Origin of the sequence: Sphingomonas sanxanigenens DSM 19645 = NX02, from assembly GCF_000512205.2 — a bacterium.
Lineage (GTDB): Bacteria > Pseudomonadota > Alphaproteobacteria > Sphingomonadales > Sphingomonadaceae > Sphingomonas_D > Sphingomonas_D sanxanigenens.
The window spans coordinates 4,470,440-4,483,256 of record NZ_CP006644.1 but is presented as its reverse complement, the minus strand read 5'-3'; the positions used below and the strand labels follow the sequence as shown (position 1 = coordinate 4,483,256).

Annotated in this window: 13 protein-coding genes; 9 read left to right on the top strand and 4 right to left on the bottom strand. The window is 69.1% G+C overall.

The window, feature by feature from the left end:
• Positions 1-21 precede the first annotated feature (21 nt).
• The gene (locus tag NX02_RS20350) at positions 22-696 is read left to right on the top strand and encodes a glutathione S-transferase family protein (protein WP_025294035.1); all 675 of its coding nucleotides are present in this window, start codon (positions 22-24) and stop codon (positions 694-696) included.
• On the opposite strand, the gene NX02_RS20345 is transcribed toward NX02_RS20350, so the two are convergent.
• Entirely contained in the window at positions 693-1,217 is a 525-nt protein-coding gene (locus tag NX02_RS20345; protein ID WP_025294034.1) for a cysteine hydrolase family protein, read from the bottom strand. The genes NX02_RS20350 and NX02_RS20345 overlap by 4 nt on opposite strands.
• Positions 1,217-1,942 (bottom strand): bifunctional 2-polyprenyl-6-hydroxyphenol methylase/3-demethylubiquinol 3-O-methyltransferase UbiG, encoded by a 726-nt coding sequence (ubiG, locus tag NX02_RS20340; RefSeq protein WP_025294033.1) that lies wholly within the window; start codon positions 1,940-1,942, stop codon positions 1,217-1,219. The genes NX02_RS20345 and ubiG overlap by 1 nt, the downstream gene beginning before the upstream one ends.
• A 70-nt stretch (positions 1,943-2,012) precedes the next feature.
• Between ubiG and NX02_RS20335 the strand changes: the two genes are divergently transcribed.
• The 6 genes from NX02_RS20335 (at position 2,013) to tilS (ending at position 9,590) form a co-directional block, all read left to right on the top strand.
• Complete coding sequence (locus NX02_RS20335; RefSeq protein WP_025294032.1) at positions 2,013-3,278, top strand: aspartate kinase; 1,266 nt, start codon at positions 2,013-2,015, stop codon at positions 3,276-3,278.
• Between the two features lie 26 nt (positions 3,279-3,304).
• Entirely contained in the window at positions 3,305-4,297 is a 993-nt protein-coding gene (locus NX02_RS20330; protein WP_025294031.1) for an NAD(P)H-dependent flavin oxidoreductase, read from the top strand.
• A gap of 67 nt (positions 4,298-4,364) precedes the next feature.
• Positions 4,365-6,641, top strand: coding sequence for a phosphoenolpyruvate--protein phosphotransferase (ptsP, locus tag NX02_RS20325; RefSeq protein WP_025294030.1), 2,277 nt, complete (start codon positions 4,365-4,367; stop codon positions 6,639-6,641).
• Between the two features lie 119 nt (positions 6,642-6,760).
• On the top strand, positions 6,761-7,696 hold the full coding sequence (locus NX02_RS20320) for a helix-turn-helix domain-containing protein (protein WP_025294029.1): 936 nt from the start codon (positions 6,761-6,763) through the stop codon (positions 7,694-7,696).
• Positions 7,697-7,770: 74 nt separating this feature from the next.
• Positions 7,771-8,664, top strand: coding sequence for a tetratricopeptide repeat protein (locus tag NX02_RS20315; RefSeq protein ID WP_025294028.1), 894 nt, complete (start codon positions 7,771-7,773; stop codon positions 8,662-8,664).
• Positions 8,649-9,590 carry a tRNA lysidine(34) synthetase TilS gene (gene tilS, locus NX02_RS20310; protein ID WP_025294027.1) on the top strand — a complete coding sequence of 314 codons (942 nt, stop codon included), beginning with the start codon at positions 8,649-8,651 and terminating at the stop codon, positions 9,588-9,590. Before NX02_RS20315 ends, tilS begins: the two co-directional genes overlap by 16 nt.
• 5 nt (positions 9,591-9,595) lie before the next feature.
• Here the strand turns inward: tilS and NX02_RS20305 are convergent, their stop codons facing one another.
• Positions 9,596-10,630 (bottom strand): aldo/keto reductase, encoded by a 1,035-nt coding sequence (locus NX02_RS20305; protein WP_025294026.1) that lies wholly within the window; start codon positions 10,628-10,630, stop codon positions 9,596-9,598.
• 184 nt (positions 10,631-10,814) lie between these two features.
• Between NX02_RS20305 and NX02_RS20300 the strand changes: the two genes are divergently transcribed.
• Positions 10,815-11,630, top strand: coding sequence for a hypothetical protein (locus tag NX02_RS20300; protein WP_039996710.1), 816 nt, complete (start codon positions 10,815-10,817; stop codon positions 11,628-11,630).
• A 108-nt stretch (positions 11,631-11,738) separates the two neighbouring features.
• On the opposite strand, the gene NX02_RS20295 is transcribed toward NX02_RS20300, so the two are convergent.
• On the bottom strand, positions 11,739-11,918 hold the full coding sequence (locus NX02_RS20295; protein WP_025294024.1) for a hypothetical protein: 180 nt from the start codon (positions 11,916-11,918) through the stop codon (positions 11,739-11,741).
• Between the two features lie 99 nt (positions 11,919-12,017).
• Here NX02_RS20295 and NX02_RS30900 point away from each other — a divergent pair, with 99 nt between their 5' ends.
• On the top strand, positions 12,018-12,812 hold the full coding sequence (locus NX02_RS30900; protein ID WP_025294023.1) for a hypothetical protein: 795 nt from the start codon (positions 12,018-12,020) through the stop codon (positions 12,810-12,812).
• The last annotated feature ends 5 nt before the right edge of the window (positions 12,813-12,817 follow it).

Sequence of the window (12,817 nt, the reverse complement as noted above, 5' to 3'; positions counted from 1 at the left end):
CAGTCCTAACAGGAACGATCCATGTGGTTGATGTTCCAATTCCCGCTGTGCCCGTTTTCGCGGAAGATCCGCCTGCTGCTCGGTGAGAAGGGCGTCGGCTACGAACTCGTGCGCGAATCGCCGTGGCAGCGGCGCGACGAGTTCATCGACATGAATCCTGCCGGGCAGACCCCGGTGATGGCGGACGATAGCCGCAACCTCGTGCTGATCGACAGCCAGGCGATCTGCGAATATTTCGAGGAGACCGAGGAAAAGTCGCCGATGATCAGCGGCACCGCGCAGAACCGCGCGGAGATCCGCCGGCTGACCACCTGGTTCGATCAGCAATTCTATGGCGACGTCGTCGCCCCGCTGATGAACGAGAAGATGCGCAAGCGCCTCGTCGACCGCACCTCGCCCGACGCGAAGATGCTGCGGGAGGCGATGAAGAACGCGGTCAGCCACCTCGACTATACCGATTATCTGCTCGACCATCGCAACTGGCTGGCCGGCGCGACCTTGAGCCTCGCGGATCTGACCGCGGCGGCGCACATCTCGGTGGCGGACTATCTCGGCGGGATCGACTGGCGCGGGCATGACCTCACCAGCCGCTGGTATGCCGGTCTCAAGTCGCGGCCCAGCTTTCGCCCGCTGCTGGGCGAGCGGATGGAAGTGATCGTGCCGCCCGCGCACTACGACAAGGTCGACTTCCTCTAGCTAATGCTCCTTGTCGTGGCGCCTCGGCCCACGAGCGCCAGTTCGTCCGCGTCGTGCAGCACGCTGCCGAAATGATGCTGCCACAGCCGGGCGCCCAGATCGGCGGAGCGATCGAGCGAGGAGCCGACGCAGAGCCATTTGAGCAGGGTGGGGTGCAGCCCGGCGTCGAACAGCATGAAGCCTGCGGCGAGGCAGCATGTGTCCGCCTGGATACCGCAGACGAGCACGCGTTCGACGGAGCGTGATCGCAGATGATCGATCAGGGCGGCCGGCGGCAGATAGCCATGCTTGATGAACAGTCGGTCCGCCGCAACGAGGCTGTCATCGTCGGCCGCGGGCTTCCAGCCGAGCTGGCGCTCGAACGGCGTCACCGCCTCGTCGTGCCGTTCGACGGTCGCGACGGTGTATAGACGGCCGCTGAGCGCGCGGATGCCGGCGATGATCCGTTCCGGCACCGCGAAGCTGGGCTGGACGTCGATGACGAGCAGCGCCAGCGATTGCGCGGGAAGGCCGGCGGCCATCAGCCGCCGATGGCGGTCAGGAAATAATCCATGCTGAGATCGTCCGAGAGGACGAAGCCCCGGGTCGGCGCCAGCGAAAGCCCGCGGCGGTCGATCTCGGTCAGCCCGGCTGCCGTCGCATGCGCCGCGAGTTCGTCGGGGGTCAGGAACTTGCTCCAGTCGTGCGTGCCCCTGGGGATCTGGCCCAGCCCCTCGCCGATCGTGATCAGCGCCAGCCGCGAGAGCGCGGTGCGGTTGGGGGTGGAGAGGATCATCAGCCCGCCGGGCGCGAGCCGCGTTGCGAGACCGGCGACGAACGCCGCCGGGTCGGTCACATGCTCGACCACCTCCATCGAGACGACGAGGTCGAACGTTGCGTCGCCAAGCTGGTCGAGTTCGCCCGCGTGATAGTCGATCGCCAGCCCCTGGGCCGCGGCATGCGCGCGCGCCGCGGCGATAGTCTCCGCCGCGGCATCGACGCCGGTCACCGCCGCCCCGAGCCGCGCGAGCGGTTCGCTGAGCAGCCCGGCGCCGCAGCCGACATCCAGCGCGCGCTTGCCGGTCAGCGGCCTGAGCGCGGTGGAATCGAGATCCCAGTGGCGGTTCACCTGCTCGCGCAGATAGGCGAGGCGGACGGGGTTGAGCCGGTGGAGCATCGCCGAGGAACCCTTCGGATTCCACCAGTCTGCCGCCATGGCCCCGAAGTGCGCGGCCTCGCGCGGGTCGATCGTCGCAGTTGCGTTCATGATGATGCCTCCCTATCAGGGCGCCGCCGTCTCCGGAACGGCCAATATTTGAAGGAAAAGCGTCTTTCCGATGGCCCGTATCGTCATGAAGTTCGGCGGCACCTCGATGGCCGGCATCGAGCGGATCCGCAATGTCGCCCAGCGCGTGAAGCGCGAGGTGGAGGACGGCAACAAGGTCGCGGTCGTGGTGTCGGCCATGGCGGGCGAGACCGACCGGCTGGTCGGCTTCTGCCGCGAAGCCTCCGCGCTCTATGATCCGCGCGAATATGATGTGGTCGTCGCCTCGGGCGAGCAGGTGACGAGCGGACTGCTCGCCATTGCGCTGCAGGCGATCGGCGTGCCCGCGCGCAGCTGGCTGGGCTGGCAGCTGCCGATCCACACCAACGATGCCCATGCCTCCGCGCGCATCGGCACGATCGACACGCAGGCGCTCGACGCCGCGCTGGCGACCGGCGAGGTCGCGGTGATCCCGGGTTTCCAGGGCGTCGCCGACGATGGCCGCGTGACCACCCTGGGCCGTGGCGGTTCGGATACGTCGGCGGTCGCGGTGGCGGCGGCGATGAAGGCCGATCGCTGCGACATCTATACCGACGTGGACGGCGTCTACACCACCGACCCGCGCATCGTGCCGCGCGCGCGCAAGCTCAGCCGGGTCACCTATGAGGAAATGCTGGAACTGGCGAGCGTCGGGGCGAAGGTGCTCCAGACCCGCTCGGTGGGTCTGGCCATGAAGGAGAAGGTGCGCGTGCGCGTGCTTTCCTCCTTCGACGACAGCAAGGACGATGGCGGCCACCGCGGCACGCTGATCGTCGGCGAGGAAGAGATCGGGGATACCAACGTGGAACGCCAGCTCATCACCGGCATCGCGCACGACAAGAACGAAGCGAAGATCACGCTGACCAGCGTGCCGGATCGTCCCGGCGCGGTCGCCAGCATCTTCAGCCCGCTCGCCGACGCGAACATCAATGTCGACATGATCATCCAGAACATCGCGCACGATGCGGGCTCGACCGACGTCACCTTCACGGTGCCGGGCGCCGAACTGGCGCGCGCGCTGGACACGCTGACCAGGGCGCAGGAGGCGATCGGCTTCCAGAAGCTGATCCACGACACCAAGGTCTGCAAGATCTCGGTCGTCGGCGTCGGCATGCGCAGCCATGCCGGTGTCGCCTCGATGATGTTCAAGGCGCTGGCCGATCGCGGCATCAACATCCTCGCGATCACCACGTCGGAGATCAAGGTCAGCGTGCTGATCGAGGAGGATTATACCGAGCTCGCGGTCCGCGTGCTGCACACCGCCTATGGCCTCGACGCCGAAGAGGAGCCGGCCGCTTGAGCGGATCCGCCCGGCTTTCCGCGCTGATGGCGCGGGGCGCGGCGTTCCTCGGCTCGGAGGTCGCGATCATGGCGGGCGCCATGTCGTGGATCAGCGAGCGCAACCTCGTTTCGGCGATGTCCAACGCGGGCGGGTTCGGCGTGATCGCCTGCGGCGCGATGACGCCGGCGCTGCTCGACGCCGAGATCGCGGCGACCAAGGCGCTGACGGCCAGGCCGTTCGGCGTGAACCTGATCACCATGCATCCGGACCTGATGGAGCTGATCGCGGTCTGCGCGAAGCACCGGGTCGGCCACGTCGTGCTGGCGGGCGGGCTGCCGCCGGCCGGCAGCCTCGATGCGATCAAGGCATCGGGTGCGAAGCTGATCTGCTTTGCGCCGGCGCTGGCGCTCGCCAAGAAGCTGATCCGCTCGGGCGTCGACGCGCTGGTGATCGAGGGCATGGAGGCCGGCGGCCATATCGGGCCGGTTTCCACCAGCGTGCTCGCACAGGAAATGCTGCCCGAGATTGCGGATCAGCTGCCGGTGTTCGTGGCGGGCGGCATCGGCCGCGGCGAGGCGATGGCCGGCTATCTCGAAATGGGCGCCGCCGGCGTCCAGCTCGGTACCCGCTTCGTCTGCGCGACCGAATGCATCGCGCACCCCGCGTTCAAGAAGGCGTTCATCCGCGCGTCCGCGCGCGAGGCGATCGCGAGCGTGCAGATCGATCCGCGGCTGCCGGTGATCCCGGTGCGGGCGCTCAAGAATGTCGGCACCGAAAGCTTCACCGCCAAGCAGCGCGAGGTCGCCAACCTGCTCGACGCGGGCACGATCGCGATGGGCGAGGCGCAGCTCCAGATCGAGCATTACTGGGCCGGCGCGCTGCGCCGCGCGGTGATCGACGGCGATGTCGAGGGCGGTTCGCTGATGGCGGGCCAGTCGGTCGGCATGGTCCGCAAGGAAGAGCCGCTGGCGGACATCATCGCAACCCTGATCGACGAGGCTTCGACCGCGCTCGAGCGTCGTTCCGCGGCGCACTGACCGCTTATATGCCAACGTGGACGGTTCCACGTTGGCAGCGGTGCATGCAATCTGTTAGCGCCGGTTCATGCCCGTCAGTTCGTCCTCCGTCGCTGCCCGCGAGATCCTGACCCGCCTCCACGACGTGATGGCTGCGCGCACCAATGCGCAGACCAAGCTCAACCAGGTCGTCAACATCATCGGCGAGGCGCTGAACAGCGAAGTCTGTTCGATCTACCTGCTGCGCGACGGCGTGCTCGAGCTGTTCGCGACGCGCGGGCTCAACCAGGCGGCGGTGCACGTCACCAAGCTGGCGCTGGGCGAGGGGCTGGTCGGCACGATCGCCGAGGATGTCGCGACGCTCAACCTCGACGAGGCGACGAGCCATCCCGATTTCGCCTATCGTCCCGAAACGGGCGAGGAATTGTATCACAGCTTCGCCGGCGTGCCGATCGTGCGGCGCGAGGAGGCGGTGGGCGTGCTCGCGGTGCAGCACGCCGATCCCAGGCCCTATGACGATGTCGAGATCGAGGCGCTGCAGACCGTGGCGATGGTGCTCGCCGAACTGATCCACAATTCGGGGCTGATCGACGAGACCGCCACGCAGCGCGGGGCCACCCACTCGACCGCGGCGGTGCGGCTGACCGGTCAGAAACTGGTCGAGGGGATGGCGCGCGGCGCCGCCGTCTATCACCAGCCGCGGGTCACCATCGAACATACCGTCGCGGAAGACACCGAGGCGGAGCGGCATCGCGTCTATGCCGCGTTCGACAAGATGCGCGAGCAGATCGAGCGCATGACCTCGCAGTCCGAATTCGGCAAGGGCGGCGAGCATGAGGAGGTTCTCGAGACCTACAAGATGTTCGCCTATGACGAGGGCTGGGCGCGGCGGATCAACGAGGCGATCGACAGCGGACTGACCGCGGAGGCCGCGATCGAGCGCGTGCAGCAGCGCACCCGCATGCGGATGCGCCAGATCGACGATCCGTTGCTCGCGGACCGCATGCACGACCTGGAGGATCTGGCGAACCGGCTGCTGCGCATCGTTTCGGGCCAGCTCGGCACCGCCGCGCAGATGGGCCTGCGCCAGGATACGATCCTGATCGCGCGCAACCTGGGGCCGGCCGAACTGCTCGAATATGATCGCCGCCGCCTGAAGGGCGTGGTGCTCGAGGAAGGGTCGCTGACCGCGCACGTCACCATCGTCGCGCGCGCGATGGGGGTGCCGGTTCTGGGCCGCGTCCGCGACGTTCGCCGGATGATCGCCGAGGGCGACAAGCTGCTGCTCGACGTGTCCGAAGGCGCGGCATTCGTGCGGCCGACCGCGGCGATGGAGGAAGCGTTCGAGGCGAAGCTGGAAACCACGCAGAAGCGCCGCGCCGCCTTTGCGGCGGCCAAGCAGGATCCCGCGATGACGCAGGATGGCGTGCGCATCGCGCTGATGATCAATGCCGGCCTGCGCGACGATCTCGCCGCGCTCGACCTGACGGGCGCGGACGGCATCGGCCTGTTCCGCACCGAGTTCCAGTTCCTCGTTTCCGCCACCTTGCCGCAGCGCGAGCGCCAGCAGCGGCTGTATCGCGAGGTGCTGGAGGGCGCCGGCACCCGGCCGGTGGTGTTCCGTACCGTCGACATCGGCGGCGACAAGGCGCTGCCCTATATGCGCCCGCACGACGCCGAAGAGGAAAATCCGGCGATGGGCTGGCGCGCGATCCGCGTCGCGCTGGAGCGCGACGGGCTGATGAAGGCCCAGGCGCGCGCGCTGATCGAGGCGGCGGCGGGCCGCACGCTCAACGTGATGTTCCCGATGGTGTCGGAACCATGGGAGTTCGACGAGGCCCGGGCGCTGTTCGAGGCGCAGCGCGGCTGGATCGCGTCGCGCGGGCGCCAGCTGCCGCATGCGATCCGCTATGGCACGATGCTGGAGGTGCCGGCGCTGGCCGAGGTGCTCGATCTGCTGCTGCCCCGGCTCGATTTCCTGTCGATCGGCACCAATGATCTGACGCAGTTCCTGTTCGCCGCGGACCGCTCCAATCCCAAGCTGGCGGAGCGGTACGACTGGTTGAGCCCGGCGATCCTGCGCTTTCTGAAGCGCGTGACGGTACAGTCGCATGCGGCGGACGTTCCCGTCGCGGTGTGCGGCGAAATGGGCGGCCGCACGCTGGAGGCGATGGCGCTGATCGGCCTCGGGATCGAGAGGCTCTCGATCACCCCGGCGGCGATCGGGCCGGTCAAGGCGATGATCCGTTCGCTCGACGCGGGCAAGCTCAGGACGGACATGGCGGCGCTGCTCGCTGCCCCGCCGCACCCCTTCCGCGACGCGCTGTCGGACTGGGCCGCGGCGCATGGTGTCGAATTGGTCTAAAGCGGGTGAAAAGCCGAGATTTCCGAGTGTTGCGCGATTGACACAGAGCAAGGCGATAGGCGAGAAGGCCGCGCATCGGGCACCGCATAAATCCAAGCCCAGGAACGGGGCGCAGCAGCATGACTGATCGCGAGAATGAGGACGGTAACCTCTTCCCGAGGCGCGTGGGCGAAAGGCTCCGTGCGGCCCGCGAGGCGGCGGGATTGGAACTGGCGGACATCGCGTCGCGCACCCGCGTCCAGTTGCGCCATCTGGAGGCGATGGAGGCGGGCGATTTCGCGACCCTGCCCTCGATCACCTACACGCTGGGCTTCGGCAAGGCCTATGCCCGCGCCGTCGGCATCGATGAGGTCGAGACCGCGCGGTCGCTGCGGCAGGAGATGGAAGTCGCGGGCACATCGACGCCCAAGCGGGTCGAACTGCAGCCCTATGAGCCGGCCGATCCCGCGCGCGTGCCGACGCGCCTGCTCACCTGGACGGCGGTGGCGATCGCGCTGCTCGTGCTCGTCGGCTATGGCATCTGGCGGTCCGAATTGTTCGTCGGCGGATCGGGACGCAGCGAGGCCGAACAGGCCGCCGATGCGGTGATTTCCGGCCAGCCGGCGCCGGCGCCCGCGCCGGCCGCTGCACCGGCGCCGACGCCCGCCGCACCCACCGGTCCGGTGGTGCTGACCGCGGTCGACACGGTGTGGCTGCGCATTACCGATGGTGAGGGCAAGCGGCTGCTCGAGAAGGAATTGGCGACCGGTGAGCGCTACGAAGTGCCGCCCGACGCGATCACCCCGACCTTGACGACCGGCCGCGCCGAGGCGCTGACGGTCAGCGTCGGCGGTGTCGCGGTGCCCGCGCTGGGCGAAGGCCGCGTCGAAGGGATCGGGATCGGCGCCGCGGCATTGGCCGCGCGGGGGGCGGCACCCGGTGTTGCGCCGACGCCGGCCGCGGGAACGTCGCCCGCGCCCGCCGCCCGCGCTCGCCCGGCACCGCCTGCGGCCGAGCCCACGGCTGAGCCGCTGGTGCGTGACGATGCGCCGTCTGCCGAGCCCGGTACGCCTTAAGCTGGGCGACAGGGTGGATCGGCCATATTAGGAAGGCATGATCCACCATTTCCAGACCGTAGGGGCCTAACTGCATGCGCAAGACGCTGATCGCCACCTTGTTGCTCGTCGCCGGCACCGCGATGCCGGCCTTCGCGCAGAGCGACGCGCTGCCGCGCCGGGTCGACAAGCTGGAGCGCGAGATGCGCGCCGTCCAGCGCAAGGTCTTTCCCGGTGGCTCCGGGCAGACCGTCGAACCGGACATCGTCGTGCCGCAGGCGCCGCCGCCCGAGATCGGCAGCCCGGCGACCGCACCGCTCGCCGACCTGACCGCGCGCGTCGATGCGCTTGAGTCGCAACTCGCCTCGCTGACCGGCCAGGCCGAACAGAATGCCAACGAGATCCGGCTGCTCCAGGAGGCCTTCGCCAAGGCGCAGGCGGATTTCGATGCGCGGATCAAGGCGCTGGAGCCGACAGCGCCACCCGTCGCACCGACGCTGGACGGGGATGCCGGGGCCATGCCGGATCCGGCGGTGGACGGCGCGCCGGCGGCCGGCGACACTGCGGTGTCGATCGCGCGCCCCGATACCGGCGATGCCGGCGAGGATGCCTATCTCTATGGCTATCGCCTGTGGGAAGCGAAGCGCTTCGACGAGGCGCAGGCGCAGCTCAAGGCAGCGGCTGCCAAATATCCCTCGCACAAGCGGATCAGCTTCACCCGCAACCTGCTCGGCCGTGCCTATCTCGATGGCGGCAAGCCCGAACTGGCGGTGAGCGCCTTCCTGCAGAACTACCAGCAGAACCCGCGGGGCGAGCGCGCCCCCGACAGTCTCTATTATCTGGGGCAGAGCTTCATCCAGCTCAAGCAGCCCGCCAAGGCCTGCCAGGTCTATGACGAGTTCAACGAGGTTTATGGCGGCACGGCGACCGCGGCGCTGAAGGCGCAGGTTGCCAGGGGCCGCACCACCGCCAAGTGCCGGGCGGCCTGAACCGCCGCTTCGCCGAGGATCTCGGCCGGCTGATCGGCAGCGTCGCCAAGGCGCGGATCGGCATCGCGGTTTCGGGCGGCGCCGACAGCCTCGCGCTGTTGCTGCTGGCGCGCGACGCGGGTGCGGACGAGGTCGCGGCGGCAACCGTCGACCATGGCCTGCGCCCCGCCGCCGCGATCGAGGCGGCGATGGTCGCGACCGTCGCGGCGCAATTCCGCATCCCCCACGCCATATTGCGCCCGCCCGCGCCGATCGTCGGATCGGTGCAGGCCGGCGCCCGCGCCGCGCGCTACGCGCTGCTGGAGGCGTGGCGGGAGCATGAGGCGCTCGACTGGGTGCTGACCGCGCACCATGCGGACGATCAGGCCGAAACCTTGCTGATGCGGCTCAACCGGGGCGCCGGCGTCGGCGGGCTGGCGGGCATCCGCGCGGTCAACGGCCATGTCGTGCGGCCGCTGCTCGGCTGGCGCCGCGACGAACTGGCGGCGGTGGTCGCGGGGGCCGGCATCGAGCCGGTCGACGACCCGTCCAACCGCGATCCGCGGTTCGATCGGACGCGGATGCGCGCGGCGCTCGCCCAGGCCGATTGGATCGACGTGCCCGCGGTGGCGGCCAGCGCATCGCACCTCGCCGATGCCGAGGCAGCGCTCGACTGGAGCGTGGCGCAACTCGAACCCGAGCGGCTCCGCGCCGAGGGCGAGGCGCTGCTGCTCGACCCCGCGGGCATCCCCCCGGAACTGCTGCGCCGGCTGCTGCGCCGCGCATTGGCACGGCTGCAGCCCGGCCTCGATCCGACCGGGCCAGAGCTCGACCGGCTGGTCGCGGCGCTTGCCGCGGACGGCAAGGCGAGCATCGGCGCGCTGCTCGTCGCGGGGCGCGGCGGGCGATGGCGCATCGGCCGGGCGCCGCCGCGGCGCACGGGCTGATCCGGTCACACTATCGGCGGGTTGAGCCGCCTGAACCCGTCCTGCGTGCGGTAGGGATAATAGGGATAGGCGGGCATCACGTCGCTCGCCGCGTCGAGCCGGGCGATCTGCTCCGCCGTCAGCGACCAGCCGACCGCGCCCAGATTGTCGCGGAGCTGCGCCTCGTTGCGCGCACCGATGATCACCGACGAAACGGTGGGGCGGGCAAGCAGCCAGGCGATCGCGACCTGCGGCACGCTGCGTCCGGTCTCCCCCGCCACCGCTTCGAGCGTATCGACCACGGTGTAGAGGCGTTCCGCGTCGACCGGCGGGCCCCATTGCGCAGTGTCGTGCAGGCGGCTGCCTTCGGGCAACGGCTGGCCGCGGCGGATCCTGCCGGTCAGCCGGCCCCAGCCGAGCGGGCTCCACACCAGCGCGCCGACCTTCTGGTCGAGCCCGAGCGGCATCAATTCCCACTCATAGTCGCGGCCGACCAGCGCATAATAGACCTGGTGCGCGACATAGCGCGGCCAGCCATGGCGATCCGCCGCCGCCAGCGCCTTCATCAACTGCCAGCCGGCGAAGTTGGAGGCACCGATGAAGCGGATCTTGCCCGCGCGGATCAGCGCATCGAGCGTGTGCAGCACCTCCTCCACCGGCGTCGCCGCATCGAAGGCGTGAAGCTGGAGCAGGTCGATATAGTCGGTGCCGAGCCGCTTGAGCGCCGCATCCACCGCCGCGATCAGCCGGTGGCGGCCGGTGCCGGCATCATTGGGCCCATCGCCCATCGGCAGGCCGGTCTTGGTGGAGATCAGCAGCCTGTCCCGCCGGCCCTTGATCGCGGCGCCCAGCACGTCCTCCGAGGCGCCCGCCGAATAGACGTCGGCGGTGTCGAAAAGGGTGACGCCCGCATCGAGGCAGATGTCGATCAACCGCCGCGCTTCCGCGACGTCGCTGTTGCCCCAGGCGGAGAACAGCGGACCCCGTCCGCCGAAGGTCCCGGTGCCGAAGCTGAGCGCGGGCACCTTGAGCCCCGAGCCGCCGAGCGTGCGATAGTCCATGGGGCGATCTCCCTTGCCGTCCGGTCACAATATGGCGGGATGGAATGGCCGTGATTAGGGCGCATCGATGCCCAGCAGCTATGCGCCACGGTCAACAATCGGCAGGGCTGCAAACGACGTTGATTCCGGTCGCCGCCGGGCGCAAGCCTGTGCCGGCGAGGGGGCTCGCAACAGGGAAACAGGGATGCTTGCAAAACATTGGGTCGGGGGCATCGCTGCCGCCGCATTGTTGATGCCGACCATCGCCATGCCGACGATCGCCATGGCAGCCACGCCGCGCGACGTCTCCGATCTGGTCGGCGCGCGCGCTGCCGGTGGCGAGACGCAGCTCGAACAGCGCGGCTATGTCCATATCAAGACCGAAAAGTCGAACGACCGCGCCTGGAGCTATTGGTGGCATTCGGGGCGCAAGCAATGCCTGTCGGTGGCGACGGTCGACGGGCGCTATGATGCGATTACCGATACGCCCGCAGCGGACTGCAACCAGCGCGGCGGCAAGTCCGACGGCAGCGCGGTGGCGGCGGGCGTCGCGGTGGCCGCGCTGATCGGCGCGATCGCGCTGGCGCACAAGTCGCACAATCATGACGACGGCAAGCATTATGACGATGACAAGACCGATGCCGTCTATGATCGCGGCTTCCGCGATGGGCTCTACAACCAGAGCTATCACAATTACGACCGGTCGGACGCCTATTCGCGCGGCTATGAGGCGGGCACGCGGCAACGCGAGGATGAGACCAGCCATCGCAACGGCCACCGCTCGGGCGCGAGCGGCTATACCCGCTCGGTGAACGTCAGTGACCTGCAGGGCGCGCGGGCCTCGTCCGCCGATGGCGAACTCCAGTCGCGCGGCTTTCGCAATGTCGATGCGCTGAAGAGCGGCAATGCGGCCTATACGATCTGGTACAATCGCGACACGCGGCAGTGCCTGCAGATGGCGGTGGCCGATGGGCGGGTCGATAGTCTGGTGGATATTGGATCGTCGCCGAACTGCCGGTGATTTCCTTCACGCTTCCCTGGGGGATTGTTGTGCAGACCGGGGCGGCGCGAGAGCGTCGCCCAAGTCCGTGTCGGGAGCGGGGGAAGCGGCGCCATGGGCGCCGGGTCGTCAGCGCAGCTTGGCGATCGAGAGCCCGTCCAGCTTGGCGCGGTCCTTCGTCGATTCCTCGCTGCGGGTGAGGGCCTTGGCGATGGCTTTCAGCGCCATGCCCTTCTTCGCGAGGGTGTGGAGCTTCTGGATTTCGTCCTGCGTCCAGGGCTGGCGATGGCGTTCGAAACGGTCTGACATGCCATCAGTCTAGCCGATCGGCGCGCCGCCGTCATGCGCCGGAACGCAATTGTGCGGGCGATCACAAACAGTCCCGGATCAAGGGCTTAGGAGGAGGGCATGATGATGCACAGCTTGATCCGCCGCCCGTTCGCCCTGGCTGCCGCGCTCGGTGCGCTGGCGCTCGGCCCCGCCCTGCCCGCCGAGGTGCGGACGGTCGACGATGACCGGCCGGGCGGGTTCGAGCCGCTCGCCGCCGCGGCCGGGGATGCGCCCCTCTGCACGACCGACGGCGCCTGGTGCGTCGCCGCCGCGTCCGAAGAGGGTGAGGCTCTGGTGGTCACCGCGAAGGGGCGGGAGGTGGCGCGGCTGGCCGCCGACGCCGAGACGGATCGCGAGGCGCCGAAACTCGCGCCGATGCCCGCCATTTTGCGATTGAAGGATGGCAGCGTGCTGGTCGGCGCGCTCGCGACCTGGACCGCGGGCTATTCGGGCGGGGGCGGCGCCTATACCGAGCAGCGGCTGGTGCATCTCGTGCCCGGCCGCGCGCCGGTGACGGTGCTCGCGGCGCCGCTGCGGGGAGACCTGCTGATCCGCGCCTGCTTCAGCGAAGAGGATGTCGAGAAGCGCCGTGCTGCCTGCCATGACGAATATCGCCTCGAAGCGCGCCTCGAGACGGCGGGTCCCGGCGCCGCGCTGCCGCCGCTCCGGCTGACCACAAAGGCGGCCAATTTCCCGCGCGGCGTCGCCCGCGACAAGGATTCGTCCGAAAATCCGCCACTTACGCGCGGGGATCTGGTGTGGGAACAGGATGCCGGCTGCACCTATGAGCGCCGCTTCCGCTTCGATGCCGCCGCCGGCCGCTATGTGCCCGACGCCGCATTGCCGGCTTGCGGGCAATATACGGCTCCCTGAACACG

Excerpts from the sequence above, each read along its gene's own strand:
- NX02_RS20350 (WP_025294035.1), top strand. The coding sequence starts at position 22 with ATGTGGTTGATGTTCCAATTCCCGCTGTGCCCGTTTTCGCGGAAGATC.
- NX02_RS20345 (WP_025294034.1), bottom strand. The coding sequence starts at position 1,217 with ATGGCCGCCGGCCTTCCCGCGCAATCGCTGGCGCTGCTCGTCATCGAC.
- ubiG (WP_025294033.1), bottom strand. The coding sequence starts at position 1,942 with ATGAACGCAACTGCGACGATCGACCCGCGCGAGGCCGCGCACTTCGGG.
- NX02_RS20335 (WP_025294032.1), top strand. The coding sequence starts at position 2,013 with ATGGCCCGTATCGTCATGAAGTTCGGCGGCACCTCGATGGCCGGCATC.
- NX02_RS20330 (WP_025294031.1), top strand. The coding sequence starts at position 3,305 with ATGGCGCGGGGCGCGGCGTTCCTCGGCTCGGAGGTCGCGATCATGGCG.
- ptsP (WP_025294030.1), top strand. The coding sequence starts at position 4,365 with ATGCCCGTCAGTTCGTCCTCCGTCGCTGCCCGCGAGATCCTGACCCGC.
- NX02_RS20320 (WP_025294029.1), top strand. The coding sequence starts at position 6,761 with ATGACTGATCGCGAGAATGAGGACGGTAACCTCTTCCCGAGGCGCGTG.
- NX02_RS20315 (WP_025294028.1), top strand. The coding sequence starts at position 7,771 with ATGCGCAAGACGCTGATCGCCACCTTGTTGCTCGTCGCCGGCACCGCG.
- NX02_RS20305 (WP_025294026.1), bottom strand. The coding sequence starts at position 10,630 with ATGGACTATCGCACGCTCGGCGGCTCGGGGCTCAAGGTGCCCGCGCTC.
- NX02_RS20300 (WP_039996710.1), top strand. The coding sequence starts at position 10,815 with ATGCTTGCAAAACATTGGGTCGGGGGCATCGCTGCCGCCGCATTGTTG.
- NX02_RS20295 (WP_025294024.1), bottom strand. The coding sequence starts at position 11,918 with ATGTCAGACCGTTTCGAACGCCATCGCCAGCCCTGGACGCAGGACGAA.
- NX02_RS30900 (WP_025294023.1), top strand. The coding sequence starts at position 12,018 with ATGATGATGCACAGCTTGATCCGCCGCCCGTTCGCCCTGGCTGCCGCG.